This window comes from Megasphaera intestinihominis (assembly GCF_040096415.1).
Taxonomy (GTDB): domain Bacteria; phylum Bacillota; class Negativicutes; order Veillonellales; family Megasphaeraceae; genus Megasphaera; species Megasphaera intestinihominis.
In genome coordinates this window covers 1-26,762 of sequence record NZ_JBBMEU010000033.1, presented here as the reverse complement: position 1 = coordinate 26,762, position 26,762 = coordinate 1, and the positions used below count along the sequence as shown (strand labels likewise).

Genomic DNA, 26,762 nt, shown 5'->3' with positions numbered 1-26,762 from the left:
TCAATCTCGAAATCTGGCGAAATGCCCTCGATGGCAGTAATGACTGGCTGGCTGTTCGCCATGGTCCAGTTGACTTTTGTGATGGCAAAAAGCGGATTGCCCGCGAAATCGTCCTGCCCGGCCACGGTATCCGTAGACGGTACTAAGGTCATGCCTTTCAAATCGCCCATTTTTTCACCCGTCGATACGGACGAGACGTCAGTATGGTAGAACCGCGTCCACCCATTCCACGGTTTACGCGTAATAGTATACCAGCGGTCAACCAGCGCTGTCAGTGTCGCGCTGTCTGCCGTTTCTGCACCATTTTGAATAAACCAGGCTTTTTGTACGGCTTCATATTTTTCTTTTGTTCCATCCAACAACGTTACGATGTAGTTATCCAGGCTACCATTATCTTTCCACGTCGATTGTGCAATTTTATCGAGCGAATCGGCCATGATTTGCATATACTCTGTCTGCTTTTTCTGTTCGGACAAAACAGGTACTCTTTGTGAGTCAGTCAGTGTTATTGTTGCCATTATTCAGTCACCTCTACAAATATTTTTTCGCACAAACACCCGTCGCTATCTAGATAGTAAACAGGGGTGTTTATTTCTTCTACTTCACTTTTCAGCGAGTCTACGTTGGTATTGAGATTGTCGATAGCTGTCTTCATCGTCGTGATGATTTCTTTCACGGTTTTAGTCAAATCTATTGCGACATTACTCATTTCTTTTAATCACCTCGTGTTCTTAACGTGCTCTTTACAGTCAATGATAAAGAGCCGGTAAGCGGCTAGGTTACGCCATGCATCGCTGTTCTTAATGTGTTCTTTATGCTAAATACCATGAAAATGGCTTAACCATGCCGTTTGTTAGGTCATGTACGGCGCCAGTTCTTCTTCATTCTTGCAATTATTGATAGCGTCACGGATACCCATGAACCACTCGTAAGCCGCAAGCTGTTGCGCTCTGGCGGCTTCTCCGGCTTTCATCAGCTGTTCTTTCGTTACATCAGCCAATACGATACTATTAGACGAGTCCCGCACCTTATACGGCCCTTTATCGCTAATCAAGGTAAGGGTAATCTGCCATTCGCGCTGGCTGTTTTCGTCGGTGCTGAATTGCAGGTCATCTACCGTGACAGGGGCTTCCTTCTTCGCAAGGTACTTGCTGTACTGCACATTAAGCGCCTGTGTCTTTAATTCGCTGAGCGTGGGCGGTACATATTCCCGCTTCGCTTTGGCTTCGATATAGGCCGTCACGTTGTCGATATAGCCGTCATATTCGGCGCTAGGATAATCTTTAAAATCATCATCCACAAGGCACTGTTTCTGGGTGTCGTCGTAAATGACTTTGGCAGGCAGGCTGGAAAGGCCGCTGTCTGCCTTGAAATTATCTGCAGTATCGGTGTACTGCTCATTGTCCTTGATGATAAGGACGTCATTATCTAAAATCTGAAAAGCTCTCATAAAATATCCTTTCTCTACCGATGAACTAGCGAACCATTCGCACGGCAATTCATGTTCCACGGCTTCCCTTGTGGGCACATGGTCAAGTACATCTGAACAGGGCGTCAGCAACTCGCCGAATAACTCATTAAGCGGTATCATCAGTGGTTCAGACTGGAACGGTGATACCCATAGTGGTTCTAATGGGAACAACACGCCGAAAACCATCACTATCAACGCCACACATTCCCATAGCATTCCCATCAGTTCCACGGGTAGCAATGCCAGCCATGAAAACCGCCAGCCCTACACCGTCGTGAATAGGTGGAAAAGGACCGCTTAGGCCGTGCGCTTCCATCTGTTAATGACTTGATATGGAGGCCTGTTTTCATGGCTTACGTTACCGCCTGTACTGGCAATCGTGATACTGTGTGTATGATACCCGTTATCACTTGTATTCCTAGTGGACCAATAGTTATTACCGCCATCACCAGCATTTTGGTCTTGGCCTTGCGTGATGGACCAAAATAAATGGTTGTGTTGGCCATCGGCGCTAACACTAGCTGTATGACCATGCGCGGCTAATTCCTCGGTAGAGAGTTGGTGTTTCGCTTCCCCGCCTGTATCGCCAAGGTTGTAAGTATACGTCGTACCGCTTTCGGCATAACTGCCAGCGGCTACCAGCACGCGGCCTGCATCCATCTTGACCCATGTCGTACCAGCCCATAAGGTATTGGGGTCGTCGGTCGTCGTGGTTTCCCAGATACTGCCGACAGGATGGACGATGTCGATGACTTCTTTAACAGTACGTTGCTGTACCTTCTTCCATGTGCCATCTGCCGACAGGTAGTAGTCGGTCTGCGTCCCTTTGTCCGGGGCTGGGACAAGGCCAGCCGCGCCGGCGGCGGTAGAGGTGGCCCCCTTGAAATTCGTAATACTCTTCACGCCGGTAGTGACGGCGTTATCGACGTAAGATTTAGACGGTACCAATTCCCACGTTACCGGGCTTGTAGATGTCAATTTATAGATATTGTTGCTGTCGTCGGTACGCATACACTGCATCCCGACAGCAAGGTTCGTCGTTGGGAACGCCGTGCCGGAGAACGTACTGGCTACGGACTGAATGTTCTTGTCCGCTTTCTCCAGATACGTATTACAGGCGTCCGTCGTGACCAGTTCGTTATATTCCTGCATATTACCATCCTTTCGCAACCCACGAGACGATACCCGTTGTACGGTTGCCGGAACTATTCAGTAATTCGATTTCAAAGTAGCGCCCTTTGTCGTCCTGCCCGTCGGTCGTGAGGATATTCGGTACGGGCGTCGTCGTGCCCGTTCCGCCCTTGACCATGGCGTTGACTTCCGGGGCGTTATAGTAATGCTTGTTGTAATAGGCCTTCGTCGCCGCTGTCGTATCCTTGATTTCAAGCTGCCCCTTATCATCGGTATCGTCGATATCAACGTGCGGCGATACATCGTACAACAAAGGCTGTGCCTGCGTGGCCTTGCTGACCACACGGAGCCGCAAGAGGGCCTTTTCGTATTCATAGTCCCCTACGTTGAAATCCGTGAACTGCTCATGCAGCGGTGGGGTATCCGACATAGCCAGGAAGTCGTCTGCCTCCCGGAATGAGGAAATGGCCTGTACCGACTCGATATAGCCGTTACTAGCCCTTACGAATGCGTCGTACAAGGCAATATCTTCGGCCGAGTTCTTTCCTATATCCCTTGTAAGGCCGTCGCCGATACGGGCCAAATCCTCGAATCCACGGATGAAAACCATATCCCGGTTAAAGGACTCGTCGGTTTCCACGGCTTCATGCAGAGTGCGTTCGAGTTTCACTAGCCGTTTGTCGGCGATGGCGATACGATCATCACGAATCGCGTAGATATTCCGGTACACCTTATCGAGTGTTTTCAGCTCTTCCTGGAAGGTTTGTACGGCCTGCCATATCTTTTTATAGCCGTCCCGTACATGGAACTCATCGAACTGCGCCGACGCGGCATGTTTGGTGATGTAGTCCATGGCCTTTACCTGTTCACGCGCCAATGCGCGCATATCATTCCGCCATTCGTCCATGATATGCAGTCCGTCATACAGCTCATGTTCTATAGCCTGCCGTTTATTCTCGATAACAGCAAGGTCTTCCCCTTTATTCAATTGGGATGCTTTACGCAATGAATCCAGCAACCAGACGGTTTCCTTATTCGTCGCGCTGTACACGACTTTGCCAAAACCATCAAGGAGCTTGCTGGCACGGTCATCCGACAGTGTAAATGTCACATCATCCAGGTTGTACAGCGTGATTGTTTTGGCAATATCCATAGGCGTTACGACAAGGTGAACTGGAAGGTCGTTGTCATGGTATCGTCAGCGGCTTTGTTGATGACGTCGAATACGACGCGGTCGAGGAACGTGCCACCACTTGCAGCGTTGCAGATACCGGCTTCCGTGATGGCGCCGGTCGCTTCCCCGGCGTCAAAGGTCGTCGTCAGTGTAAAGACTTTCGTGCCGGAACTATGAGCGTAGCTGGCCGCTTTCCGCTTGATTTCCGTAACCAATGCAGTCTGTGTAGCGTCAACGGCGGTCGTGCCTGTGCCAACTGCCGTATACCCCATGACGGCCGGGCGCGTCGGGTTGGCCATAGCGGCGCAGATATAGTCAAACCCGCCGTTCAAGATAAGGTTGTCTTTATGGCGGGTTTCTACGTCGCCGTTGGCGTGATGGATGACAACGTTCAAAGAGCCTTTGATTTTCATTTCGTCTTTATTCATGTGCTTTTACTCCTTTGGGTTAAAGAAAATACGATCAAATGCAGTGCATGGCGGAATGAATGCCTTTATGTATTTGGTCGTATCAAGGTCGAATTCGCGGATAAAAAAAAGCCGCTTGTCGGCGCTCTGTGCGAGTCCGAAAAACAGCCAGTCCCTATCTGCGGTATCAATTTGTAAGCTGAGTATCCGTTCATTCACGGTATCCCGTACATAGAACGAGTCAGTCCGCTTGTCATAGCCGATATACAGCGTAATATCGCGCCATATGCCGTCAGCACCTAAATGCTGTGCTTCGTAGCTGTCGACGGTGAAAGTCATATCCTTGACAGCGATGTAGTCCGCTTGGTTCGGCTTATTTCCGCGCATCTCTGCAATGAAGCAGTCCGTGAGCGGAGCCGTCTTCTTGAACCAGAATCCGATTGAGAACGTTTCGGGGATACTGCATGAGTATTCCAGCTGGCCTACATCGGTGATGAGTGCGCCGTCGTTCCAGCGTACCGGGGCATAACTTGTGTTCTTCTCCGTCAGCAGTGTGCCGCCCGTGGCCGTGCTTGTGCCGTCGATGACAGCATCAAAGGTATCATCGGTTTTGCCGGTATACCGGGCTATCTGCTTTTTAAGCTCTACGCCGTCCAGGTCGCCCAGGATACCGCATACCAGGATGTGCGACGCCTCGTAACTATCAACGGTGAAAGTCATGTCGCATACACGAAGCGTCTGCTCCGTAACGGCGTTGATTTTGCAGTCAATCCAGTTACGGGCCTTTATCTTCTGCGGCAACGATACTTTCATGAGGTATTCGCCGTTGAAGGATTCCTTTTCCAGCCGCAAGCCTTCCATGGCCGCGTTGTAGTGCATGTTCGTCTTTATCCCGCTATAGCCCAGCTTGTATTGGTTATAGTCGAGGATGACGTTCTTATTGATTTCCGGGTCGCTGGAGAGGTAATACCAGGCCGCATCCACGGAATAGTTGCCGTGGTCGTCGACGGCCTTTATCATGAAGTAATAGTTCCCTTCGTTCGGCCGGATATAGCGATATTTGTTGACCTTCGAGCGGAAGATTTCCGTGCCCTGCTCCCATTCCTGCGTCTGCCCGACGTTCACGACGTACTTGATATTGTAAATAGATAAAGCATCCCAGTAGAAATACAGGTTGGCCCCGTTCTTTTCTACCCAGAAGCCTGTGACGTTCGGGACAAAACAGGACAGGTAGGCACGTTCACCTTCTCCGAATTGGTCGTAATAGGCTATATACAACTCTTTGATATCTGTGTTCGGATACAAGAAGACGTTATCCACGGCCTGATACTTCACGCCGTCAATGTATAGGTTAGCGCCGATACAGTTAGACGGTATCTCCAGGAAGGTAATGAGTGTCCCTTCGTTGTTCTTGGTAAAGGATATGTCAGACGGTGCGGACGGCCTTCGCTTGTTATACGTGATTGTCCGGCCGTTTGATACCTTGCCGTGCTTGCTGATGGCGAACAGGTATATCTTGCCGCTGGCCGTCGTGGGGATAGACAGGCTGGATGTAGCCACGGTCTTTTCCAGCAGGCCATAGGCGTTGCCGACGTCGGCATTGGTGCGGACTTCGTAGTAAGCCAGGTCGGCGTCGTCGACGGCGTCCCAGTTGAGTACCCCGCCCAGCCGGTCGAATGTCAGCGTGAAGTTCCGCGGTATGGGGAAGTCGCCTTTGTTCGAGGCATCTACATCGTCTGCCGTAAATCCATTAGCTACGTTGACCTGCTCATTAACGGATTTCAGGTACTTCCGCAAGAGGGATATAAGCTGTCTTCCGTCGCCCTGGATAGCGGTCGGAAGGTCTGGGAATGTCAGTGCTTGTTTCTTGTATTCTGCCATAGCATCAACTCATTCCTGTGCTGATTGCCTGCTGTAAAGCATTGACGATATTCGTATCCTGGCTTATGTCATACTCGTTTTCATTGAGCGCCAGGAGGACCGCCGACTTGACGATGATATCGTTGATGGCGTCGTGGTTGAATGGCAGCTCTTTCGTCGTGCTTTCGATAAGGGCAGGCGTTGCAAAATATCTGAATTTGACGGCTGTTACGTCGGGGTCGGTGATATGCACAGTCCCGGCTGTCATGGACAGGGGATACGTCCCGCAAGCGCTCATGTAGTTTTTCGGGATGGAATCGCCGTCCCTCATGGTCGTTTCTTCTACGAGTACCGGCCATTTAGCCCCAATGAGCAGGCTTGCCACCTGTTGCGTAGCGGTATTGAGGAATTGTAAGCAACGTTCGTCACTGTATTCCTTGCTAATGTCATGCGTTTCCTGCCGGATACGGGTAATGGCGTCTTCTACTTCCATTCAGTCACCCCCTAGCAGATGAACGGCATACGCTTTTCTGTGTTGGCGTATTTCCGCATAGGTACGACATTGGCCAGGGCCGCTTCCACGGCCTGTTGCATGGTATCGCCGTCCGGTGTCTGTGTGAGGACCATACAGGCCAGCTTGCACAAGGAATCAAGGAAGACGGCTGGCAGGTCGATTTTCCCGGTATCGAGGTCAGTGATACTAAGGAACGCGGCGTTATAGAGCATGTCTACGTCTTTCACCCCGGCATAGAGCTTGTTGTTGAATATCTTGTATTCATCCCAGCGCGGCGGCCGGATAGCGTCTCCTGGATGAAGGTCGCGCCCGTGGCCGTCAACGATACGGACGAGAGTAAGGAAGTCGTCGGGCAGATCTACACCGGTAATCGGCATGTCGATATGCTCTTTCGGCGTCGGCGTTACAGCCGTTCCGTCGGACGGGCCCGTCGATAGACTGGCGTTATACTCGTCAATCTCCGCGTTCATGTCGTCCTGCCGGTAGTGCTGGACCTTTTCGAGGAAGTCGCTGTTGATGTAGTACTGATTGACGTAACGCAATACTTCGTTGATGGCCTGGAGAATGTCATAGTCGCTGTACTGGACTTCGTTGTTATCCCCCAGTTTATAGCGGATGAGCTGTTTGAGTGATTTCGCGGTAATCATCCCAGCAACACCGCCCCACGCCACGTACGTTTCTTGTGGTTGACGGCGAACTGCTTCCATACACTAAAGAATTTCTGGATGTAGTACTGATATTTTGCCTGGTTCCCTTCGAGTTCAGCCCGTTTCGCGCAGATGAGCCACGGGTCGGATCCCCAGAATTCCGGCGGGATAAAGCCCATGAGCTGAATCCGTTCGTTCTTATCGCCGGCCCAGCCGCCGTTGTCAATCTCATTGACGCGCCGGGCCGCATCCACGGCACTCGATACGTCGACAGTGTTTCGCAAACAGATTTCGTCGCCGTTCTGGTAAATCTTCTGTTTCGTTATCATGCAGAGTCACCACCTTTTATATAAAAAGAAGGGGCGTCATGAACCCCTTCTCTTATGGAATTGACTATCGCTTAATGTCAACGATGGAGCAGGACGCTTTCGGCTGTGTGCCTTTGAGGCCCAGGCTGGCTTCGATGACGAATTTTTCGTACGTGCCGTCTTTACTGAGTTTTTCGGGCGATACTTCGTGCGGTTTGTCGAGGTACTTCATATCCCAGTAAGACAGGTCGAGGATGTCGATACGGTTGTCCGGGTAGATAGGGTGGACGTTGGCGTTGATAAGGCCAAAGGCGCCCTGGTAGGACGTGGCGAATTCCGTGGCATCGGCTTTTTCATTGCCTTTGCGCGTAGACGTCATAGTAGCCAGGACGAGCTTGATGAATTCACGGTACTTACTGGACGACATATACGCCTGCGTAGGATGGCCGCCGCGTTTGGACGTCATTTCCATAGCGTTATTGATGTCGTCGAGGGTGTACGTGCGTTTCTTGCCTAAAGAGAGGACGTTGTTCGTTACAATCTTGACGTTCGTGCCAGCGGCCGACAGGGTGGCCTGGTCGTCTTCGATGTTTTCGATAGCGCCTTTCTGCGTATCAAAGATGGTCAGCTTCTTGCTGTTGACGCTGTCTACGCGTACGTAGTAGTAGAGGCCGTCTTTAAGGCCCGTCGGCATGGTGTCAGCGATAAAGTAGCAGATATCGCCGGTAGCCAGGTGTGTTTCCGTGGACGACGTGATAGTGTTATCCGTAGTGGAAACAGTGACGTCGATGAGGTTCTGCTGCATGAAGAACGGTACGCCGCCGGAACGGGGCTGTACCGTGGTCGAACCGTCGACTTTATTCGTGGAGTTGACGAGCATGTATTCAATATCCTGTGCCAGGCCCGTATAAGCATCGTAACGGAGGTCCGCAAGTTCGGAGCCGTGTTCGTTCTGATAGGCTTTCTGGACTTTGTTCTGTGCGTCGGATACCATGCCGGTCTTCTGGAAGAACTGGACGTTGTTCGACAAGCCTTCGATGGAGCCGCCCGGCTGGAACTTATAGTCTTCCATTTCGAGGTGGGCGTTATCCTGCGGCGGGAACAAACCTTTCGTCATCCAGGAAAAGTTCATGGCTTTTGCCGGTTCGGAGTCGCCGAATTTAGAATAGAACAAGGTAAGTTCCGGGGTAATATTGGTAAGGATAGGGCTGATATCCTCTGCATGGCCAATAGCGTCGTAGGTGTACGACTGGTTGGTCGATTTATTCAAGTTTCTCTGTACATCATATGCCATATGTTTTCATCTCTCCTTTATCTGCCGCTGAGGCCTGCGATGAACGCGCGGCGTTCGCGGACTGTCATATTTCGCATCTGCGTAAAATCAATGGGTTTGGCCGGTGCTTTCGCGCCCGTGCCAGGCTGTTCGACTTTCGGGACCGGTACTTTCTTCGGCTGCTTCGTCAGATCATTCGCTTTTGCGTAGTATGCCGTGCGGCATTTGTCGTAGTAGCCTTCGAGCACCTTGCACTGCGTGGGGTTGATATTCCCGTCCTGGAGGGCTTTGATAGCATCCCCGATGACAGCGGCGTCTTTATACGGCATTGTCTGATAATAACTGTCCATTAGCTGATTAATGTCGGCAAAATGAGGTTCTTCGGCCTGTTTCTGCTGCGTAAAATCGACAATACTCTGATAAATGGCCCGCTGTTCGTTCTGTGCGGCCTGCGTCCGCATCTGCTGCTGCTTGATAGCGCCAATAAGCTGCTCCTTGTAGTAGGATTTGGCTGTATTGAAATGCGCTACCTTCTGTTTCACGGCGTCGTCGTCGGAGTATTCGGCGGTATCAATATCGTCCTGCGTAATACCAAGGGCCTTCATGGCCTGGTCAGTCGCGGCCTTATCAATATCGGCGAACATCCGCTTTTGCTGTTCCAACTGCTGTTGCTGGGCCTGCATCTGCAGGGACTGCTGCTGTTGCTGGTACTGCTGGTGACGGCGTGCCTGTTCCTGCTGGTACTGTGCATATTGCAGTTGATACTGCTGGGGGATACGGCTTTCATTGACGTTCCCCTGTGCAATAGCGGTATTCAGTTCGTCCAGCGTGTACGGTTCGGTGTGGATGAGCGGTTCGGGCTGTTTTTCGGCAGCTGGTTCGGTTGCCGCCGGTTCGGCTGGTTTCGTTTCCGTCGGTTCGGTTGGTTCCGCGGGCTGGGATTCCGGCTCATCCTGTGCAGGCGGTTCGTCTGTCTTTGTTTCTACTGGTTCCGTCGGCTCGGATTTCGCGGCGGAAATGCGCTTCCTGCCGGTGCGCGGGTCTGTCACGAGATACAAAGACTCCGGCTGTGATTCCTGGGCGGCGCCCGCGACGTTTCCGTTGGTAGTTGTTGCTGTGGATACATCTGTCGTTTCTCCTTCTGCAAACAACTGTAAATTAAAGTCAATCACGTCTATTCTCCTTTCTGGTTGCGCTTTTGCTTTGCAATATCAATGATTCCTGTCATGTAGTGGTACAGCCTCATAGCGGCCCGGTAGTCGCGTTTCACGTCGTCAGCGGGCTTCGTGGGGCTGTCCAGGTCCTTTAGGGCTGTCTGCTCTTCAATTTTCAGCCAGTCGTCAAGGAAGGCTTTGAGGTCCTCCGCCTGCTGGCCCTTCGTGATGAGGTCCGCTAAATATCGCTTCTGGGCCGCTTCATCGCCGTTCCGCATGGTATCGAGTAAGGTCTTTAGTTTACTGTCCATTCATGGGGCCTCCTTGCTGGGGTACTTGCGGGGCTTGCGGTTCCGGCTGTGCCGGTGGGGCTTGCGGCGTCATCTGTGCCAGCTGGTCCCGTGCGATTTTCTCGATCATGGCCTGTGGGCTGGTGTTGCCTGCCGTCCGGGTGTTGATGACATTCACCTGTGCGTCAAGCGGCAAATCGTTCATGTTCGCCCGGATAGACGGGATGGACGCCACGGCGGCCTTGCCTTCGTAGTCGGCCTGCTTCAAAGTGAGCTGTTTCTGCAAATCCATGGCTTCCTGCGCTTGTGCAGTCTGTACAGCCTGCTGGGCTTGCTGTGCCTGCATCTGCTGGGCTTCCTGCGAATCCGGGTCCAGCAAAATGCCCTGCGTATTCTTGAGGCCCATTTCTTCCAGGAGCGCCGTGCCTGCGGCGTAATAGCTCTTGGGAGTCGCTACGCCTGCCTGTGACAGTACAGGATATACGTTGCTAAGGAGCATCATATAGCTCTGTATCCGTGCTTCCTTCGTACCGGCGCCGTTACCGACGTTGATGATGAGGTCGTAGTCGATATCAAGGTCTTCGCTCTTAATGGAGACTTCCTCGTCTTTAAAGCGGAAGGTCTGCACCGGTTCGCCGTACTTCTTGTTGAGCAGGATAAGGAAGCGGACCATTGGCACTATCCAATTTTCCGCGAACAGCCTGGCAATCAACCGTATGCGCTTATCTGACTGGCCGAGAATGGCCGTGATACCCGTGGCCGTACTGTTGAGAGAGTTGGCGTCTAAGCCCTGGTTGTACTTCGTACTGCCGGTACGGTTTTCCAGCTCGCTTTCGGCGTAGTTGACCAAGTCCATCGTGAGCGGTGAGATATTCGCCGGCGGCGGGTTCGCTATAGCTGCGTTCGGGTCGCCCTTAATCGGGACGTACTCATCGCCGTTAAGCAGGGCGTCCATATCCATTACCGCCGTATAGTCGATAAACTTCTGCTGGTCGTTGTTTTTCGCAACGTTGATGACAATCTGCTTGATAAGTGCTGTCTTTAAGTCCTGTAAGCCTTCTACTTGCTCTGCCAGGGCCATGTCGGCGAATATCTTGCGGCTTTCGCGTACGCTCCCCATCGCAAAGAAGGGAGCAATATCGAACTCGTTGGTTTGGATAGACAGCGGCGTATCACCGACACAATGAACAATCAAATGCTCGTAGATGCCGTCGTCGTTGTAGTCCACGTCTACATAGCACTCGTACAGCTCGACGTCCTTAGACGCATTATCGCCGTCATTCGGCCGCATGTGGTCGTCGGACAGCTCTTTGTTGATGTACTCGTCAGCAGAGGTGTACTTCGTATCGCCTGACGCTTCCAGCGCTTCATCGACGTTTTGATAAGTCCCGTCCTGCTCTTTACGCTTGAGATAGTCGCCTTTCACAATCTTCCGATGTGCCACGAATTTGCACTTTTGAAGTGTGCTGGCTTCCGGCGTGAAGCGTAATTCTGTGGGCGGTACATACTCGACGACAGGATAATTGGCCGTGACTTTGACGTGGTCGAACTGCACTTCATACAGATCCGGCGTGTCTTTCAGCTGCTTGACTTTCTGTATCTCTATTTCGCCCGACAACGACGCCTGCGTGAGCATCATCGCTTGTTGCATATCGTTCACGTCGAACATGAGCTTGTAACGCGTGCGGTCTTCATCCCGCTTCCACCATACTTTAGCAACGCCTAGATTCGTCCCCAATGCGTCGTCGATGACGTCATTCACAAGGGACGTATAGTTGTTCTTGCGGGTAAGCTGGTATTCGACAAGGTGCTGTATATTCGTGGCCGTGTCGTCGTTTTGGATGGTACTGCCAGCGATAGTAACCGGCGATTCGTTGCCGATGAAGACTTCTACAAGGCTGGGCTTCATCCACTCAATGATGTTACTGAAGTCCATGCTGACGAATTTGCTCTTTTTAGACAAGTTCGGCAACTTCTTTTCGTATAAGTCCTGGTTGCCGTTGCGTAACTTGCGGCGGTGTATCAGTTTCGGTTCGACAGTGCCCTCGTAGTATTTCTTTGCGACGTCGATACCGTCTTTGACGCTCATCATGATCTTCTTGATTTCGTCGTCGTTGAGCGTGTCCAGGGATACCGGCTGTTCTTCCGGCTCTGCCTGCTGTAACAGCCAGTCTGTCACGCTCATCTGCTGCGGAGCATCCCGGCCGAACAATCCGCCTGTGTCTTGTGCGGCGGACAGGCTCTGGTTTAAATCCTCCATCTCATCACCTCGATTGATAGCTAAATAAGGCCCTCAATAGGGCTATGTGGCAATGCGCGGGCTTGAACCGCGATAGCTTATAGCTGGTTTACTTTAACCTACATCGCCATGGGTGGCGGGGTCGTCAGCCCCGCCGATGATAGAAAGGAGCATATTACCGTGGAGTCGCCCTTGTCCGGTGCGGCGTTGCTACACGCGTTTACATGCACCCGGCCCGGTGCATCTTGCCACGGGTCATCTGCTTCCATTTGTCCGCCATGGACGTGTTGTCCCGGTAGAGCTTGGCACAAAGGTATGCCAGGCAGTCCATTAGATGGCTGTATTCGTTCTTTTCCGGCTCATCCAGCGTCCGCCCGGCTACGACTTTACGATGATACCCGCCCGTAAATGCTTCGATGAGCATCTGACAGCGCGGGTCTAGTTGCAAGAGCGGTTTGCCGTCGGGTGTAAGCGTCGTGAGATAGTATCGTACGGCTTCACTGCGGCCCGTCTGCGTGAGTTCGCCCGGTTCGACGATAATACCGTAACGGTCGCGTAAGATTTCGTTCGCAGTCTTTTCGTCGCTCTGTGCGCGCTGGTTGCCCGCCGGGTCGCCGACTGCCGTGTACTCGTACCCGCTGTAAAACGTCTGTAATTCCGCTTGTACGGCACGGCCGTGGGCCAACATCCCGCAATCCCATGATTGCAATTCAGATAAGATGAGCAACTGCCCTTTAGCCGTTGTCTGTGCAATGATGGTAGCCGGAGTGAGGCCATAGTCAAAGGACAAGAGGAGCGGCCGCCCTTCAATCGGGTGCAGCTCTTCGTTGGCTACGTGTCGGTTGTAATCAAATTCCGGATAGTATTTCGGTTCAGCCGATACCGTCCAGTTTATTTCATATTCACGTTCCCAGCCCTCGGTTGTCGTGCCCCTTTTTTCGTGTGCTTTCCATTCTTCACTGCGTTTGTTGGGGTCGGCAATGTAGTGTATACGTGCAATGTACACGCCGTTGCGCCGGTACTCATGCACTCCTTTCAGTACATCATGTGGTTCCTGCTCTTCTTCCGGCTCTCCTTCGTTTAATTGCCCAGTCACCAACTGACAGAAAAATCCCGGATTCGCTGACGAGTCAATGAAGATGCGGCCGCCGCCTTCAATCGTCGGGCGGAGTGAGTTCCATGTCGCTTGTGCAAAGTCCCAAAACGCCATTTCTGTGCAGTACACAACCGATGCGGTGTACTGTCGTAGCTGGTCGGCACCTTCTGCGACGGCTCGCAACTCGACGCCATTGGAGAATTTGATGTAGTCATAGCCCATCTTGGAGCGTGTCTTTCTCTCGACGGCGGGCCATTCGTGTGTTTTGGGAAGATGCTCGTAAAGAAACATGAAGCGGCTGTCCCCCAGCAGATAAGCGCTATCGTCGTATTTCTTAGACTGCACGAATATAGACAGGTTTTTCCCGAACATCGCGTAATGCAGGAGATTAGCCAGGCACCGCCACGTCATCATCATGCGTCGGCTCTTCGGGAAGGCCGCTACCTGCTCGCCATGGATAATCTGATCTACGCGGGCCAGGTAATCAAGCTTCGGGAAATGCTCGACAGCCCCGTTCTTCGCTTCGTTGACCGTGAAGCAACAGTCATTGATAAAAGCCGTCGGGTCGTTCTTCCAGACTTTCCACTCCATCAGCCGCATCAGCTCGACTTTCTCTTTCAAGCTCTTTTTGCTAGTTTTATTCGTTGTTTTTGTTGACTTCATTCTATCAGCCCCGGGTTAAGCCAGCCAAATGTGCATAATTATTACTTATCAAGGCCCTTTAGCTTGCTTTCAAGCTCTTTGATACGTGCGTCTACGTCGGCGTCTGTGAGCGTTTCGACTTTGACCGCCCCGCCGTCCGCGCCAGTGATAGCGTTTTCCACGCGGTCACGCCATTCCGCACGTTTCCGGTTCTTCAGCCAGAAAATTTGGGCCGTCGTGTTTGGCTGTACTTCTTTATGTACGACTTTCGTCACGACAAGCATATCGTCGCGCCGTTCTTCTGTGACTTCGTCGTATTTGTATCCCAGTGCCGATTTGAGCAGCGCGTTCTCTACCTGCCTATCAACAACGCCCTTTCCTTCTTTTAGGGCCTCCGAAATATCCGAATACTTCTTTTTCCACTCATAAAACGTTGAGTCGGTGATACCCATATTAGTGGCTATCTGCTCATCGCTAAGGCCGTCCCTGGCCCATCCTTGCAATCTAAGCAGGCCTTCTTTTGTCAACCATTCTTGATACTTACCTTTCGCCACTGTATCACCACCTTTTAACCGTATACTTAAAAAATTAAGGCCCTGTATGCCGTTCTAAGCGGCTTTTACAAGGCCTTGCATGTGTTTATATGTCCAATTCCCATTACTGCTTGTCGTGGACTGTCTTGATGTCATGCCACTTCCAGGACATTTCCAGGCAGTCCGTGCCGTGATACCACTTGACGTAGTACTGCCGTACCTCCAGGTAGCATATCAAGTCTTCGACAGCTTCGTCATCATAGCCCGTGGGCAATATGATCTGCACACTGGCCGCCCCTCTACGGGTAGCCTCATCTATTTTGTGCTGTGCGATAGCAAAGAGATTTATTTTGCTCAGTTGCTGTTGCTCCATTGCTGGCTTGATTTCTTCCATGGCTTCTTCTCCCGTATATGACAAGAGCCGCCAAAGCAGGAAGGCGGCCCAATGTCTATGTGTTTGTGTGTAAACCTTTTTACAGAGGTGTAACAGGATTGTGTGGACAGTGTGTGCGGCGGAGTGCTATAGCGCCATCTACTGCACTTCTCGCCGCCGTTTGTTGTCCGGTGGTTTTAGTTCTTTACGCTAAAACCTTACACTATTATTATACGTGTTTTTCATGGCGGTTATTCTTAGAATAAGCAAAAATGGCAAAAAAAAATAAGGACAGCTCATTTCGAGCTGCCCTTTTTGAGTTTCTTCCTGATTTCGTCGGCCTTTTCTTGCCGGTCTGCAAAGTATCTCCTCTCTGCTGCTTTTCTGGCCGCTTTAGCGTCATCAAGCTTGTCAAAGAATCCCAAATGAATTTGTCTTTTGCCTATGCTGATATAAGCCCGGTATCGGCCGTTTCTAAAAACAGACACTCCGGGGACTCCGGTGCCATTATTTACGTTAATTTTACGTCCAAATCCGGCGTATTTAATAGCTACGTGTTCCTGGTGTACTTTGGCCGTCAATTTACGTCCGTCTTTAAGCACCAGGCTGTCTCCCTCTTTCCGCTTACATCCGCACGAAAGAGATTTGCCCTGGAGCAAATTATAAACGTAAATCACTTTTTCTTTACCGCAAATACAGCGGCATCGTACATAATCATGCCGGGTCGCATCTGGTATCTCGATAACGGTCCAGTAGCCAAATTTAGTCCCAATTCTTATGTCGTCTTTCTTCATAGCCCTAAACTTTCTACAAGCGCCAACCGCTGGCCAGCTGTCAGTGCTTCGATTTTTCCCGACAGCTGCTTCCGATCATCATCGGATCCGGTGGTTGCATCCAGCACGTCAAGATGCAGGCCACGGATTTTGCGGCGGTCAATGACCGCGCCACAAAGTACCTCTCCCACAATCGCCAGCTCCGTGTCTGTCAGCTCTGGCAGGGTATCTAAATCAAGCATAATCTGATACCTTTCAACAATCTCCCCTAGCCGACGAGAAAAACCGCTTGTGCGGCGGCTGTCTCCGCGTGTTTCATCGGCGAGCCGTTCGAGCGGTTCGCTCATGTAAATTGTTCTTTTCATGCTTTTTCCTCCTTATTTAAAAGGCGGCCATTTCTGACCGCCTAACTATTTTACCACTCTTCGATATCGTCTTTGTATTCATCAACCCACGTTCCGGTAAAAATATCACGCAGGCTGGAAAAATCAAGTTCGTCCCACGTCATATCATTTTTTTCGCAGTAATCGTTGATGATGTCTGTGACATCTTCAGCGATGTTTTCAAAGAGGACATCATCATCGTCTTCCGTTTCTTCGATTTCGCGAAGAGCGGCGAGCCGGTGACTGCCGGTTACAAGGCCCAGATTCGTGTACAGAATCGGGGCGCCTTTCCAGCCGTTTGACAAGATAGATTTTTTTAACGCTTCTACCTTGTCATGATTTACATCATTGACCGTTGGTAGCGAGCTTATTTCGAAATATGTAGCCATGTTCTTTTCCTCCTTGCGGACTTCCCTGTCGGGTGCCGACTCAAGATTTATTTTGGAAGGTCTTGTTTTCCCCTTCCTTGATTATATTATAACACGTTTTATCATGTTGTCAACTGTATTTTTTAAGTTATTTTATTTCTTTCTGATTTCTATTGTGTAGCCGTACCGACTAACAATATCGTCTAATTCGATATACTTTATCGTAGCGTTCCTGGTCTTTGCGTTGAATGTCTGTTGCTTGAGTCCCTGTTCTTTGCAAAGTTCCGTTTCCGACTTGCCAATCTCGACAAGCCATTTCTTCCACATAATTTTAAATTCTTCTTTCGTCATGATGTTTTCTCCTTTCTGTTATCTATAGTATATATAACCGTGTTTAAAAAGTCAATAACCTTTAAAAATTTTTAAATAACTCTATTTTTACTGTTGACAAGTGGTTGAACTCGTGATATTATGTAGACAACAAAGGAAATGCAGTTACAGAGAGGAGAAAATATCATGACAATGTTAAAGAAAAACACCTACACTATCGACGGAGAAGAATTGCAGAAGAGAATCTCGAGTGAAATTGAATCGCTCAAGTACAACTACCGCGAATGGCGGTTAGCTGAACCTGGCTCGCATTATTCGGAAACCTGCTACACCCGTTACGAATGTAATTTAGCGGTTTTAAGAGCGCTGCTTCGTATCCAGGGATTAGACGGCACACAGGTGGCAATGATTATAAACAACATCAAGGATTTGGCAGAATACGACTCCATTAAATACAGAATTAGTGTCTTGGACGGAAAAATTGACGCCCTCGGAACAAAGATGTACGACATCGTCAAAACTTTCAAAGTAGAGGGCGACGGCGAAAGTGAAAAGCCGCGGTATTATGCAGTCAAAGCCCAGCGCGACGAATTAATCAAGCGCCGTAGCGCATTAATATGGAAAATCGCTAGATAGTATGTACGGGGGCCGCAAGGCCCCTAGAAAGGATGATACTATGAAGAAGGCTTATTATTTTTACTACATGCTCGAACGTCCCGTATCTATCGGTACTCAGCCCGATAAGTTCGTAAGCTTTACGGATGAACAGGGCGTGACGCCGTCTAATCATCACCATTGGGGCATTGTCTACTATGACCGCCCATTGAGTGATAAAGAAATGGATGACTATGAAATGGAATGCGGCGGCGTTACAGATAGTTTGCCGTGGTAGCATGGTATAATAACGACAGGAGGAGATATTATGACAATCGACGAATTTAGAATCAAATTGCAGAACATGACGAGTTGCGCAGACTGCCCGTACCCGGAATCTTGCGGCTTTCGGGATGACAACTGGCGGGACCGGGCTGACCACGTCGTCGGTCCGTGCGGCCAGCAACACTGCTGGTTAGAGGATGACGACGACTTTGCCGACGTCCGGATGCGTGATTTTCCTAAAGATTAGGAGGGATTTATATGAAATACGATGTAACCTTCTCTTGCGGTCATACGGGTACTGTCCAGATCTACGGCACGGCTGCCGAAAGAGAAAAAAAGATTGCCTGGTATGAAAATTACGCAGTCTGCCCAGACTGCTATGAAAAGGCCCGGCAGGAAGAAGTCGCAACAGCGGCTAAGCAGGCTAAAGCGGACGGCCTTCCGGCTCTTACCGGCAGTGAAAAGCAAATCCGGTGGGCTGAAAGTATCCGCAAGGAAAAGATGGCGGCCGCCCGTGAATGGCTGGCCCATTATCCAGGCGAACAAGCAGATAAATGCCTTGCCTGGTATGGAGGCCATGCCAGCGCGTCCTGGTGGATTGACCACCGCGACGAACGGCCCCAGCGGACAGCTAAACTGGGCGTCGCTGAGTGGAATAAATAGAGGTGGGGAGCATGGATTTTAAGGGGAATTTGAAACGTTTAAGAGAAAGTCGCGGCTTGACGAGGGTTGAAATAGCCAAACGGCTCAATATGACTCCAGCCGCTTACGGTGCTTACGAACTAGGAAAAAGAGAACCTAAATTTGATAAGTTGTGTGAAATTGCTGACCTTTTACATGCCTCAATAGATGACCTATTAGGGTATGTACCCCATAATGATGCAAACCGCATTGCAAAGATTGTAATAGAAATGGCGAATGGTCAGTCACCCCACGGCTAAAGCCGGGGGGCTTGTAGTTCGGTATTGCAGAGGTATTAACGTCTATTCGACTTCCTCACTCCGTCTACATCATATCGGGACACTGACGAGGCCCGTTTTTCTGCCAAGATTTACTCAGCAGAAGTTATTTCTTTGCGGATTCCGAATCGCGGATGTTCGTCTCCTGATACCCATAATGTTCCGAGGAACTGTATGTTCATAGCACCGATGCGGTCATCGTTTGAACGATAACCGCACTTGTCGCAGATATATTCATGGGTATCATGGTGGCGATTAGCCTTATGAATTCGTCCGCACTTAGGACAGCGTTGGCTGGTATACTTCGGAGAAACTTTCAGGACTTTGCTGCCAACAGCTTCGGCTTTATAGGTCAGGAACTGTTCGAGCTGATAGAAAGCCCATGAACGTTTCTCACGGTTCTGCTTCTTCGTACCGCTAAGGTTGGATTCTTCAAAGCTAACGCCAGTCAGGTCTTCAATTACGAACAAGGAGTTTGAACCGTACTTCTCTACGAGTGTCTTGGAAACCTGATGATTTATGTCAGACATCCAGCGGTTTTCTCGTCCAGATAGACGTTTCAAAGCCTTAAACGCAGACCATGTGTGTTTGCTTTGGAGTTCTTTCCTGCGGTCGATGAACTTCTGCCGTTTACGGAGTATAGCATTGCCTGATTTAAAAGTACACTTGCCGTTTTCGTCATAAGTAGACGTTAAGAAACGTAAGCCTCTGTCAATACCAACAACGTGCTGGACTTGTTCACGGATAAGCTCTTCATCCGACTCTTTTGAGCAAGGGATATGGAAATACCAGTTGCCCTTCATTTGGACAATCTTACCGGTCCCAAAAGTCCATGAGCCGTCGAAATAGTCTTGCCAGCAACCGTCTACGAAGTCGAGCTTGATACGCTTGCCGAGAGTGTTCAACGAAAGTTGATGCGTGGCGAAGTCAAACGAATAGTCTCGTTTTAGCACCAAGTCCACTTGCGGACGGCGGAAGATGATGGGCTTACGGAGCCAACTGAGGTCTTTCGGTATATCGTACCATTCGCCAGTATATTCATCCTTAAAATGATAAGGATTCTGACGAAGTTGTTCCTGTACGGTTTTATACCGTGCAGTTACGGTGCGGAACACTGATACAGCCATCTGAGCTTTAAGCCCGAAGTTTTCTCGTACATCAGCATACAAGGCTTTCTGGAGCTTAAAAGAATTAAGCTCAATGCCGTTGTCGAAGGTGTACTGAGAAACAAAATTGCAGGCTTGCCGATACTGTTCTGACATGTGGTTGAGAGCGGCAATCTGTTCATCATTAGGGAGAATCCTAAGTTTTAGGGTTTTGACCATTTGTTTTCACCTCTTTTCACTACTAAAATTATAACATATTTTGTAGCGAAAATCAATGAATTGGAGGTCTACATATTGAGTTGTTTTAGTATCAATGGGGCGCGAGCTTCCTCCCCATGCCTGAAGGCAGGGGCTTCCGCCCGCGCGTTTTTGGTGAAACAATTGGTTTTTCGGTTTCGGGAACAATAGGGGTAACAAACGGGGACAATAAAAGCAATCAAAAATGCCAACAAATACGTTAACCATGCGGTATACACAAAAAGGACGGCTCGCAATGAGTCGCCCTTCTTTTTTATTCTATTACTTTGATTAGTCCCAGCTGGCACGCGGCCATTTTAGCCAGTGTCCGCACGTCGTTGACTATCGTATAGTACGTGTTGCGGTCAATCCCCAACTCTACTGTCGTCGCTTTCCAGCTTTCCCGGCGATGGTATTTGCAGGTAGCTACACGCCGTGAAATGTCGTCCAGGACTTCATATACCCCGGATACGAGTCTAAGCCATCGTTCGGGCCGTTTGATGACGACGCCGTCTGACAACGTCACTTGCTTTAGCTCCGTGGCCAGCCGTATGCCTTCTAAGGCCGTCGGGTCCGATACAAAGGCATGGCCATTACTGCCGCCGCTATGGCCGCCTGTGACGTTCTCCCTGGCTAGTCGTACGGCCCGCTTGATTTCTCGTTCCCGGTAAAACACGAGTTCTATGTGCCGCGTCGTGGAGTCAATCGCGGCGCGCTGATTGTGGTGCATGTGCATCCCCTCCCATCGTTACGACTCTCACTATTCCGGCGTTATGGATACGACGCCAGCACTGTAAGCATGGTTCCGGGTTCGGAAGCTCTTTCCCGGTTTCTACGTCCATGCCCCATAAGTACAGGGTAGCTCCCTGCATTTCCCGGCGGCTGGCTGATATGATCGCATTTTCTTCTGCATGTACCGATATGCATTTTTCCACCATCTGACCGTGCGGTACTTGATGCAGACGGCGGTAACATTTTCCGGTATCGCAGCAGTTCCGTTCGCCTCGCGGTGCGCCGTTATAACCGGTGCTGACAATCTCGTCGTTGTTGACGATGACAGCCCCGTAGATGCGCCGCAGGCACGTGGCACGCTGTGCTACGGCCTTTGCTATGCCCAAATAGTACGCGTCCTTAGACGGGCGTACATAACTAATTCCCATGGGGATGAATGTCGGTATCTCATTGTATTGCGCGCGGATAAATAGCGCCGCGTCGCACCGGCCTTCTGAATCCAGCTTTCGGGAGATTGCTAACGCCGTTTCCTTGAATTTTTCGTCGTTGCCTTCTACTTTATAGCGGATAAGGGCCAGTGTATTCCTGACAACCCATTCTGAGGTGTGAATCACTTCCATTTTCCTGTCACTTCCTTTTCCACATAAAGAACGGTGAACGATGCGCGCCGATATGATGCGCGTCCAGGTCGCGTTTGCTCTTTTTCGTTTCCCATGGATAGCGCTTCCGGCGTCGTTCTTCATACAGCTGCTTTTCCTCATCGCTCATCTGATGAGTTACTACTTCTCCGGGTGCATACCAATTTTCCATGTGTATCACCTACCATTTAAGATATGTTTTTTATTCATATATCTTTTTCACGGCCTCAAAGTCCACGTTTTCGTAGCACGCAAACCCATATTTTGCCGCTTTTTCTTCGCCCTTGTAATTGCGAAATTTTACGTAAACCTCGTCGGGGCATAATGCGCCACAGCTATACACTTTACCTGGGATAACGTGCGCTACAACTATATGGCCGTGTTGGGCTTCGCATTTCTCTGCTTCTTCGGCGGTGTTATATCTGCTTCCGCATTTTTCACAAAAATATTTAGCCTTCATTTGTTACACCTCTCAAAATAAAATTAAGACAACGTAGACGGTAAATATATTACTCAGCTTCATGTTGTTTCTTTCTAGTCTTAGTTAATCGCTTTAGATTTCCTTCTGCGAGCTTTTTCTTTAGCTTCGGGTGTAGTTCATATAGTGGAAATTCTAAGTCCGTTATTTCGCTTACAGTGATTTCTACGCGCGGGTCTTCGGCGTCGATACCGGCTATCATCGAGCCGTCGATTTGGGCTATGTAGCCGTCGTCCTCGATGATTCCCGCGCTTTCAAGTATATCTGCCGTCGCCTGGACCAGCCCGAATAAATCGGGCCAGCCCTTGCGGTTCGGCATATAATACCTCGCGGTCATCGTAACGGCACATCCAATCGGCTTAATAGACTTTTTTTGGGCTTTTAACTTCCATAAAGCATCCTTTGCATACTCTCTATAGGCTTTACCCTGTACAAGGCCGTAGCGCGTCTTCTGGAGCGAATTTTTCTTAGTCACGGGGCGCCCGTGGATGACGAATTTGTATGTCATTTCTTTTCCCCGAAAGTGTGGAGCAATAAGTCGACGAGGTGTTGTTCCGGGTTTGCGATGATTTTATCGTCTTCATCGTCCATGTCGTCCTGATCTTCTTCCGGTTCTTCCGGGTCGAGGTCGATAATGTGTTCCGTCGTCACCTTGAACGGTTCGTTGTTGAGTGCGGACTTCGCTACGATGAGCATCACGTCTGCCAAGTGTGTCCGCATCGTAATGTCTTTGTAAGTGAAGCCTTCTATCGTAATGGAGAATTTCTGGTCCGGGCTACTGATACCCAGGATAGTTGCCAACGTCGCTTCGAGTTTGATTCTTTCTACTTTAGTCATGGTTTCCATGCTCCTTTTCTTTGACTTCTTCGTTCGTGATTAAAAAATCTAAATACTGCCGGGCCTTCATGAGGTCCTTTAGCGGTGTCCCTTTCGCCGGGTAGCGGTACAGGTATTTGACGATATTGCCGATGTACATGGCATCAGCTCCCGTCGCTCCGCTGGTCATGATTTCAATGGCCTTCGTACATTCCGTACCGCGCCATGTGTAATGGTTCGGGTGCTGTACGTCATTCATTTGCATCCCCCACCTTCATGAAACGCCATTTCCAGGTCGTTTCCGGATATTTTTCGTGGTCCACTTCACTCATGAACATTCGCAGTGGCCGCACCCAGATGAGTTTAGGTTTTTGGGTATCCTGGTACACCACGTCCAGCCCGTCTCTTTCTGTATCTCCTGCAATGCAGATGATTTTATAGATATGGCCTTTGAAGTGTTTCCATTTTTCGCCCGGCCTCGGATAATCGTGCATGAAAAAAAGTTCCATGTTATTCATCCCTTTCATCCCGTAACTTTTCCAGCAGTTTCGTAGCTTTTTCAATTCGTTTCATGATGGCGTCTTTATGGCTAAGCGCCTCTTTACGTTTCCTAAAGCAGTTACCGACTGCGATATTCAACGTGTCTTTCATTTATGCTTGTTCCTTTCCAACACTTTATTCCTTGCCTGGTGTGCGACGCCGGGTCGCGGCCCGTGGCACTTTATCGCCCGTGGCCGACATTCCCGATCATCTGCACATACCGGCATGAGTTTCCCGTCTACCGTCACCACATAGTGCCGGTAGCCCGTGAGCTTCTTATGACAGTAATAGCAGCGTGTCACATTGCATCACCGCTTACTGGTTAAGCCGTTCTTTTAAGATACTTCCGGCCTTGAATTTCATGCTGTTATGGCCGGTCGTTTCCATCATTTCCCCGGTCTGGGGGTTGCGTGTCGTGCGCGGTGCTACGTATTTCTTTTCAAATGAGCCGAACCCGACAAAGGTAATCTTGCAGTCCTGCGCTACGAGGTCGGCGATAGTACCCAACATTTCATCCACGATACGGGCGCAAGTGCCTTTCGTCTTGCCGCTCCGCTGTGCTACCGTGTCGATAAACGCTTTTTTCGTGATGTTTTTCATTTTGATTGCTCCTTCTTTTGTAAAAATATGAAATACTTTTATTTTTCGTGATATTTTCTTCTTTCGTATTTCAGCAAAGATTTGTAAATATTGTCTTTCCAAACTTTTTTCTGAGCGTGTAGTACGTCAAGCTTGATTTGATGATAGATTTGCTTTAGATCATCCTGGGTTTCGACGCGAAAAGGATATTTTTCACTAGGTGTAGCTATTTCATAACTATCACATGGTTCCCCTTCTTCGTTTACTTCATATCCAGCTCTTTCAAAATCTCGCTTTATCTGCTGTAACGGGGATAATGGTCTCGGCGTGTATCCCATTAATTCATCAATAGATACATGCAGGGTTGAAGCAATCATCGTTAAATTGGCTTCATTTGGCCAACTTCCTTTTTCGTATGTAGCATAACTTGAATAAGGAATACCAGCGGCCTTTGCAAAGTCTTTTGCCTGTTTGTATCCGGCATTTTCTCTTAGACGCTTCAAATTATCTCCAAACGTCATGGTCGGTTCGGTTATCCCGTACCGCCATATGGATGATTGCTCCGGTCTGTATCCCATCAATTCATCAATGGACACATTAAGGGCCATGGCAATGCGTGCAAATATATCAATAGTCGGTATACGCTGCCCCCTTTCATAATTTCCTAAAGCAATGCGCGTGATATTAGCTTTATTTGCTAAATCGGACTGTGTAAGCCCGCGTGCTACTCTGTATTCTTTAATCCTTTCTCCGATAGCCCTTTTATCAAATCCAGTTTGCTCTTCTGCCGATTGTTTTGGATCGTACCCCAATAGTTCGTCCATTGTGACGCCTAATTTATCTGCCATTTTCATTAGCACGTCGTATTTAGGTTCACGTTGTTTATTTTCATAAGCCATATAAGAGGGGTATGGTATTCCCAATTCGTCGGCAAAATCTTTAGCGGACTTGTATCCGGCTTCCGTTCTATACTTTCGCAACCGCTCTTGAAATAGCATCGTCTTCATCCCTTTGGTTTAATCTAGAATGGGATTTCTTCGTCGGCAACTTCGCTACCCATGTTGCTAAAACCGCCGTTATTGGCCCTCATTGGCCGTACAACCTTCGCAATGCGATTGACAAGTAAGTTATATGCTACTTTCTGTGTACCGTCCTTAGCGGTGTATTCATGCATATCTATCTTGCCTGTTACTTCTACGCGATTGCCGCGCTTGACGTCCTGGACAATGGCTTCTGCCAATTCTTTGAAGGCGGTGCAATACCACCATTGGCTTGTCCAGTCTTCCTTGCTCTTGCCGCTCGTCCCCGGCAGCTTTTTGTTATCCGCTACCGAAAACGTCACGACGGGCGTCCCTTTGGCCGTTACCCGGCTTTCCGGGTCCTTGCCAATGTTGCCAATTACTGTGATTGTATTCATTGTCTATCACTCCTTTTTCTGGTGTCGGTCGTGAAACGGCCCATCACTACCACCCGGTCACCTTTTAAGAGGCTCTGCGCAAGATCCGACGACGGCGGCCAGCAGGTCACCGGAACGAATGACGTCATTTCTTTTGCCTGTCCGTCCCTCCCCTTGTAGGTTTTTGAGCAGGCCACTGTCATCCGGACGAGGGTCTTGCCTGTCCGGGTCACGCTGACTTTCGGGTCGCGGGCCAGATTGCCCATGAGTTGCACATTATTCATTTTTTCATTCCTCCTAAGACCAACTGATAAGTATTTCTTGTGGATTAACGGATACTTTATAGCCCATGCCGTCGATGGCCTGCGCAACAGCAGCATCAACCGCATCGTCGCCCGCTTTTTCAATCGTGGCGTAGCTCTTTCCGTCCTGGCAGGATTTATCAATCACGGCCCGGACGCGTTCCATGCTCATGTCAATCAATCGGATCACCTCCCTTGTCGAACGTTTCCGTATCCGTAAGCGTGTAAAAATTGGGTTTATACTCCGGATGCCGGTCGAGCCAGTGTGTGAAGGCTGCGTCTAAAATATCATCCAGGTCTTTCAAATCACCGTCGGTAACGTCGGCCAGCCAGGTTTCTGCATATTCCCCGGCTACGTCGTAAGCCTGGTTTTGCAAAGCTTCCATGAGAAGGCTTGTATATACGCTGACGTCCGGAACAAATTTTTGTACCCTGCCGACCGTGATGGTGTCGACGCATCCGCTTTTCGCGTCTTCCATAGCCGCTTTGAGCGCGGCTTCCTTGGAATCAAAGAAGTCCACGCAGGTGCAATCATCATCGTCGAGATAGTAGTTCCATTTATCAGTAGGCTGCATATGGCTTTCCCTCCTTAATCCACAAACACAACGTTCCCGTCGTGATCTACAAAACTTTCGCGAAGCAAATCATAATCATCGGCCAGGCGGCTGATGTCTTCCAACGCCTTCACGACGTCGTCAACTTCCAGGTTCTCCAGGACGTCGCTTGTAATCGGCGTATCAAACGTGATATCCCAGTAACTAGGGTAAAGACGGTTTCGTTTGATTACATCCAGTTCAAATAATTCATCATGCTGGCCACGAGCGACGGTAGCCCCATAGCCATTCAGGCAATGAAATTCATAGTATTCTCCGTCTTCATGGTATTCGGCCCATGGCTCAAATCGTCCGAACTTCATGTCATTCGTCACCTCGATTCGGCTTTTTCGGTTCAAGTGTTGGGATATAGTTCATTACTACTTTTATAGCGATGCCGACAAACAGGATGGCTATTTCATTTACATGCTTGTCGGGGCTCCAGTTGGTCCAGCTCCTGCTATATTGGCTAACGCCTTCATCAATTAACTGCTCCAAATCGTCGGTGTCGAAAGAATCTTCTAGGTCAAACGACCAGATC

The 26,762-nt window shown here is 49.7% G+C and carries 42 protein-coding genes and 2 pseudogenes; 5 read left to right on the top strand and 39 right to left on the bottom strand.

Going from position 1 to position 26,762, the window contains the following annotated elements; translation table 11 throughout:
* The 21 genes and pseudogenes from WMO23_RS06860 to WMO23_RS06760 form a co-directional block, all read right to left on the bottom strand.
* A pseudogene (locus WMO23_RS06860) lies at positions 1–518 on the bottom strand (hypothetical protein); the annotation flags it as partial.
* A complete protein-coding gene (locus WMO23_RS06855; RefSeq protein WP_349173621.1) occupies positions 518–676 on the bottom strand; it encodes a hypothetical protein in 159 nt (52 codons plus the stop codon). The gene WMO23_RS06855 and the pseudogene WMO23_RS06860, both read right to left, overlap by 1 nt.
* Before the next feature lie 177 nt (positions 677–853).
* Positions 854–1,450, bottom strand: a complete 597-nt coding sequence (locus WMO23_RS06850) for a hypothetical protein (protein ID WP_349173619.1) — start codon at positions 1,448–1,450, stop codon at positions 854–856.
* Positions 1,451–1,768: 318 nt separating this feature from the next.
* Entirely contained in the window at positions 1,769–2,623 is an 855-nt protein-coding gene (locus WMO23_RS06845) for a phage baseplate protein (RefSeq protein WP_349173618.1), read from the bottom strand.
* Between the two features lies 1 nt (position 2,624).
* Complete coding sequence (locus tag WMO23_RS06840; RefSeq protein WP_349173616.1) at positions 2,625–3,713, bottom strand: hypothetical protein; 1,089 nt, start codon at positions 3,711–3,713, stop codon at positions 2,625–2,627.
* Between the two features lie 47 nt (positions 3,714–3,760).
* Positions 3,761–4,204, bottom strand: coding sequence for a hypothetical protein (locus tag WMO23_RS06835; protein ID WP_349173614.1), 444 nt, complete (start codon positions 4,202–4,204; stop codon positions 3,761–3,763).
* A 6-nt stretch (positions 4,205–4,210) separates the two neighbouring features.
* The gene (locus tag WMO23_RS06830; RefSeq protein ID WP_349173613.1) at positions 4,211–6,064 is read right to left on the bottom strand and encodes a hypothetical protein; all 1,854 of its coding nucleotides are present in this window, start codon (positions 6,062–6,064) and stop codon (positions 4,211–4,213) included.
* 4 nt (positions 6,065–6,068) lie between these two features.
* Positions 6,069–6,536, bottom strand: coding sequence for a hypothetical protein (locus WMO23_RS06825; RefSeq protein ID WP_349173611.1), 468 nt, complete (start codon positions 6,534–6,536; stop codon positions 6,069–6,071).
* Between the two features lie 11 nt (positions 6,537–6,547).
* On the bottom strand, positions 6,548–7,204 hold the full coding sequence (locus tag WMO23_RS06820) for a hypothetical protein (protein WP_349173609.1): 657 nt from the start codon (positions 7,202–7,204) through the stop codon (positions 6,548–6,550).
* Complete coding sequence (locus WMO23_RS06815; RefSeq protein ID WP_349173608.1) at positions 7,201–7,533, bottom strand: hypothetical protein; 333 nt, start codon at positions 7,531–7,533, stop codon at positions 7,201–7,203. The genes WMO23_RS06820 and WMO23_RS06815 overlap by 4 nt, the downstream gene beginning before the upstream one ends.
* Before the next feature lie 64 nt (positions 7,534–7,597).
* Positions 7,598–8,806, bottom strand: coding sequence for an SU10 major capsid protein (locus WMO23_RS06810; RefSeq protein WP_349173606.1), 1,209 nt, complete (start codon positions 8,804–8,806; stop codon positions 7,598–7,600).
* Between the two features lie 17 nt (positions 8,807–8,823).
* A complete protein-coding gene (locus WMO23_RS06805) occupies positions 8,824–9,957 on the bottom strand; it encodes a hypothetical protein (RefSeq protein WP_349173605.1) in 1,134 nt (377 codons plus the stop codon).
* A 2-nt stretch (positions 9,958–9,959) separates the two neighbouring features.
* The gene (locus WMO23_RS06800; protein ID WP_349173603.1) at positions 9,960–10,250 is read right to left on the bottom strand and encodes a hypothetical protein; all 291 of its coding nucleotides are present in this window, start codon (positions 10,248–10,250) and stop codon (positions 9,960–9,962) included.
* Positions 10,240–12,489: a portal protein gene (locus tag WMO23_RS06795; RefSeq protein ID WP_349173601.1), complete on the bottom strand. Its 2,250-nt coding sequence runs from the start codon at positions 12,487–12,489 to the stop codon at positions 10,240–10,242. The genes WMO23_RS06800 and WMO23_RS06795 overlap by 11 nt, the downstream gene beginning before the upstream one ends.
* Before the next feature lie 199 nt (positions 12,490–12,688).
* Complete coding sequence (locus WMO23_RS06790) at positions 12,689–14,185, bottom strand: terminase large subunit (RefSeq protein ID WP_349173600.1); 1,497 nt, start codon at positions 14,183–14,185, stop codon at positions 12,689–12,691.
* Positions 14,186–14,268: 83 nt separating this feature from the next.
* Positions 14,269–14,760: a transposase gene (locus tag WMO23_RS06785; protein ID WP_349173599.1), complete on the bottom strand. Its 492-nt coding sequence runs from the start codon at positions 14,758–14,760 to the stop codon at positions 14,269–14,271.
* 103 nt (positions 14,761–14,863) lie between these two features.
* Positions 14,864–15,025, bottom strand: a complete 162-nt coding sequence (locus WMO23_RS06780; protein ID WP_349173597.1) for a hypothetical protein — start codon at positions 15,023–15,025, stop codon at positions 14,864–14,866.
* A 383-nt stretch (positions 15,026–15,408) separates the two neighbouring features.
* Positions 15,409–15,906 (bottom strand): hypothetical protein, encoded by a 498-nt coding sequence (locus WMO23_RS06775; protein ID WP_349173595.1) that lies wholly within the window; start codon positions 15,904–15,906, stop codon positions 15,409–15,411.
* The gene (locus tag WMO23_RS06770) at positions 15,903–16,250 is read right to left on the bottom strand and encodes a hypothetical protein (RefSeq protein ID WP_349173593.1); all 348 of its coding nucleotides are present in this window, start codon (positions 16,248–16,250) and stop codon (positions 15,903–15,905) included. The genes WMO23_RS06775 and WMO23_RS06770 overlap by 4 nt, the downstream gene beginning before the upstream one ends.
* A gap of 50 nt (positions 16,251–16,300) precedes the next feature.
* Complete coding sequence (locus WMO23_RS06765) at positions 16,301–16,657, bottom strand: hypothetical protein (RefSeq protein WP_349173592.1); 357 nt, start codon at positions 16,655–16,657, stop codon at positions 16,301–16,303.
* A gap of 132 nt (positions 16,658–16,789) precedes the next feature.
* Positions 16,790–16,987, bottom strand: coding sequence for a hypothetical protein (locus tag WMO23_RS06760; protein WP_349173590.1), 198 nt, complete (start codon positions 16,985–16,987; stop codon positions 16,790–16,792).
* A gap of 165 nt (positions 16,988–17,152) precedes the next feature.
* Between WMO23_RS06760 and WMO23_RS06755 the strand changes: the two genes are divergently transcribed.
* The 5 genes from WMO23_RS06755 to WMO23_RS06735 are packed head-to-tail and all read left to right on the top strand — an operon-like array spanning position 17,153 to position 18,786.
* Entirely contained in the window at positions 17,153–17,602 is a 450-nt protein-coding gene (locus tag WMO23_RS06755; RefSeq protein ID WP_349173589.1) for a hypothetical protein, read from the top strand.
* A gap of 40 nt (positions 17,603–17,642) precedes the next feature.
* Positions 17,643–17,858, top strand: coding sequence for a defense against restriction DarA-related protein (locus WMO23_RS06750; protein WP_349173587.1), 216 nt, complete (start codon positions 17,643–17,645; stop codon positions 17,856–17,858).
* Positions 17,859–17,888: 30 nt separating this feature from the next.
* Positions 17,889–18,092 carry a hypothetical protein gene (locus WMO23_RS06745; protein WP_349173586.1) on the top strand — a complete coding sequence of 68 codons (204 nt, stop codon included), beginning with the start codon at positions 17,889–17,891 and terminating at the stop codon, positions 18,090–18,092.
* 11 nt (positions 18,093–18,103) lie between these two features.
* Positions 18,104–18,508 (top strand): hypothetical protein, encoded by a 405-nt coding sequence (locus WMO23_RS06740; RefSeq protein ID WP_349173584.1) that lies wholly within the window; start codon positions 18,104–18,106, stop codon positions 18,506–18,508.
* Between the two features lie 11 nt (positions 18,509–18,519).
* Positions 18,520–18,786, top strand: coding sequence for a helix-turn-helix domain-containing protein (locus tag WMO23_RS06735; protein WP_349173582.1), 267 nt, complete (start codon positions 18,520–18,522; stop codon positions 18,784–18,786).
* Between the two features lie 110 nt (positions 18,787–18,896).
* Here the strand turns inward: WMO23_RS06735 and WMO23_RS06730 are convergent, their stop codons facing one another.
* From WMO23_RS06730 to WMO23_RS06645, 18 genes and pseudogenes are all read right to left on the bottom strand, one after another.
* Complete coding sequence (locus WMO23_RS06730; RefSeq protein WP_349173580.1) at positions 18,897–20,129, bottom strand: RNA-guided endonuclease InsQ/TnpB family protein; 1,233 nt, start codon at positions 20,127–20,129, stop codon at positions 18,897–18,899.
* 292 nt (positions 20,130–20,421) lie between these two features.
* Entirely contained in the window at positions 20,422–20,877 is a 456-nt protein-coding gene (locus tag WMO23_RS06725) for a hypothetical protein (RefSeq protein WP_349173579.1), read from the bottom strand.
* The gene (locus WMO23_RS06720) at positions 20,849–21,499 is read right to left on the bottom strand and encodes a deoxycytidylate deaminase (RefSeq protein WP_349173577.1); all 651 of its coding nucleotides are present in this window, start codon (positions 21,497–21,499) and stop codon (positions 20,849–20,851) included. The genes WMO23_RS06725 and WMO23_RS06720 overlap by 29 nt, the downstream gene beginning before the upstream one ends.
* A gap of 7 nt (positions 21,500–21,506) precedes the next feature.
* Positions 21,507–21,689, bottom strand: coding sequence for a hypothetical protein (locus tag WMO23_RS06715; protein ID WP_349173575.1), 183 nt, complete (start codon positions 21,687–21,689; stop codon positions 21,507–21,509).
* Between the two features lie 30 nt (positions 21,690–21,719).
* Positions 21,720–21,977 (bottom strand): hypothetical protein, encoded by a 258-nt coding sequence (locus tag WMO23_RS06710; RefSeq protein WP_349173573.1) that lies wholly within the window; start codon positions 21,975–21,977, stop codon positions 21,720–21,722.
* Positions 21,978–22,026: 49 nt separating this feature from the next.
* The gene (locus tag WMO23_RS06705; RefSeq protein ID WP_349173571.1) at positions 22,027–22,470 is read right to left on the bottom strand and encodes a RusA family crossover junction endodeoxyribonuclease; all 444 of its coding nucleotides are present in this window, start codon (positions 22,468–22,470) and stop codon (positions 22,027–22,029) included.
* Between the two features lie 29 nt (positions 22,471–22,499).
* On the bottom strand, positions 22,500–22,832 hold the full coding sequence (locus WMO23_RS06700) for a hypothetical protein (RefSeq protein ID WP_349173569.1): 333 nt from the start codon (positions 22,830–22,832) through the stop codon (positions 22,500–22,502).
* Entirely contained in the window at positions 22,825–23,070 is a 246-nt protein-coding gene (locus tag WMO23_RS06695; RefSeq protein WP_349173567.1) for a DUF3310 domain-containing protein, read from the bottom strand. Before WMO23_RS06695 ends, WMO23_RS06700 begins: the two co-directional genes overlap by 8 nt.
* A complete protein-coding gene (locus WMO23_RS06690; protein WP_349173565.1) occupies positions 23,063–23,320 on the bottom strand; it encodes a DUF1653 domain-containing protein in 258 nt (85 codons plus the stop codon). Before WMO23_RS06690 ends, WMO23_RS06695 begins: the two co-directional genes overlap by 8 nt.
* Before the next feature lies 1 nt (position 23,321).
* On the bottom strand, positions 23,322–23,462 hold the full coding sequence (locus WMO23_RS06685) for a hypothetical protein (protein ID WP_349173563.1): 141 nt from the start codon (positions 23,460–23,462) through the stop codon (positions 23,322–23,324).
* A 204-nt stretch (positions 23,463–23,666) separates the two neighbouring features.
* Entirely contained in the window at positions 23,667–23,951 is a 285-nt protein-coding gene (locus WMO23_RS06680) for an HU family DNA-binding protein (protein ID WP_349173562.1), read from the bottom strand.
* A gap of 38 nt (positions 23,952–23,989) precedes the next feature.
* Positions 23,990–24,928, bottom strand: a complete 939-nt coding sequence (locus WMO23_RS06675; RefSeq protein ID WP_349173623.1) for a helix-turn-helix domain-containing protein — start codon at positions 24,926–24,928, stop codon at positions 23,990–23,992.
* 23 nt (positions 24,929–24,951) lie between these two features.
* Complete coding sequence (locus WMO23_RS06670) at positions 24,952–25,347, bottom strand: single-stranded DNA-binding protein (protein ID WP_349173560.1); 396 nt, start codon at positions 25,345–25,347, stop codon at positions 24,952–24,954.
* A complete protein-coding gene (locus WMO23_RS06665) occupies positions 25,344–25,610 on the bottom strand; it encodes a single-stranded DNA-binding protein (RefSeq protein ID WP_349173559.1) in 267 nt (88 codons plus the stop codon). Before WMO23_RS06665 ends, WMO23_RS06670 begins: the two co-directional genes overlap by 4 nt.
* Before the next feature lie 13 nt (positions 25,611–25,623).
* On the bottom strand, positions 25,624–25,809 hold the full coding sequence (locus WMO23_RS06660; protein ID WP_349173624.1) for a hypothetical protein: 186 nt from the start codon (positions 25,807–25,809) through the stop codon (positions 25,624–25,626).
* On the bottom strand, positions 25,802–26,203 hold the full coding sequence (locus tag WMO23_RS06655; RefSeq protein ID WP_349173558.1) for a hypothetical protein: 402 nt from the start codon (positions 26,201–26,203) through the stop codon (positions 25,802–25,804). The genes WMO23_RS06660 and WMO23_RS06655 overlap by 8 nt, the downstream gene beginning before the upstream one ends.
* A gap of 14 nt (positions 26,204–26,217) precedes the next feature.
* Entirely contained in the window at positions 26,218–26,544 is a 327-nt protein-coding gene (locus tag WMO23_RS06650; RefSeq protein WP_020309795.1) for a hypothetical protein, read from the bottom strand.
* Between the two features lies 1 nt (position 26,545).
* Positions 26,546–26,762, bottom strand: a pseudogene (locus WMO23_RS06645) (hypothetical protein); the annotation flags it as partial.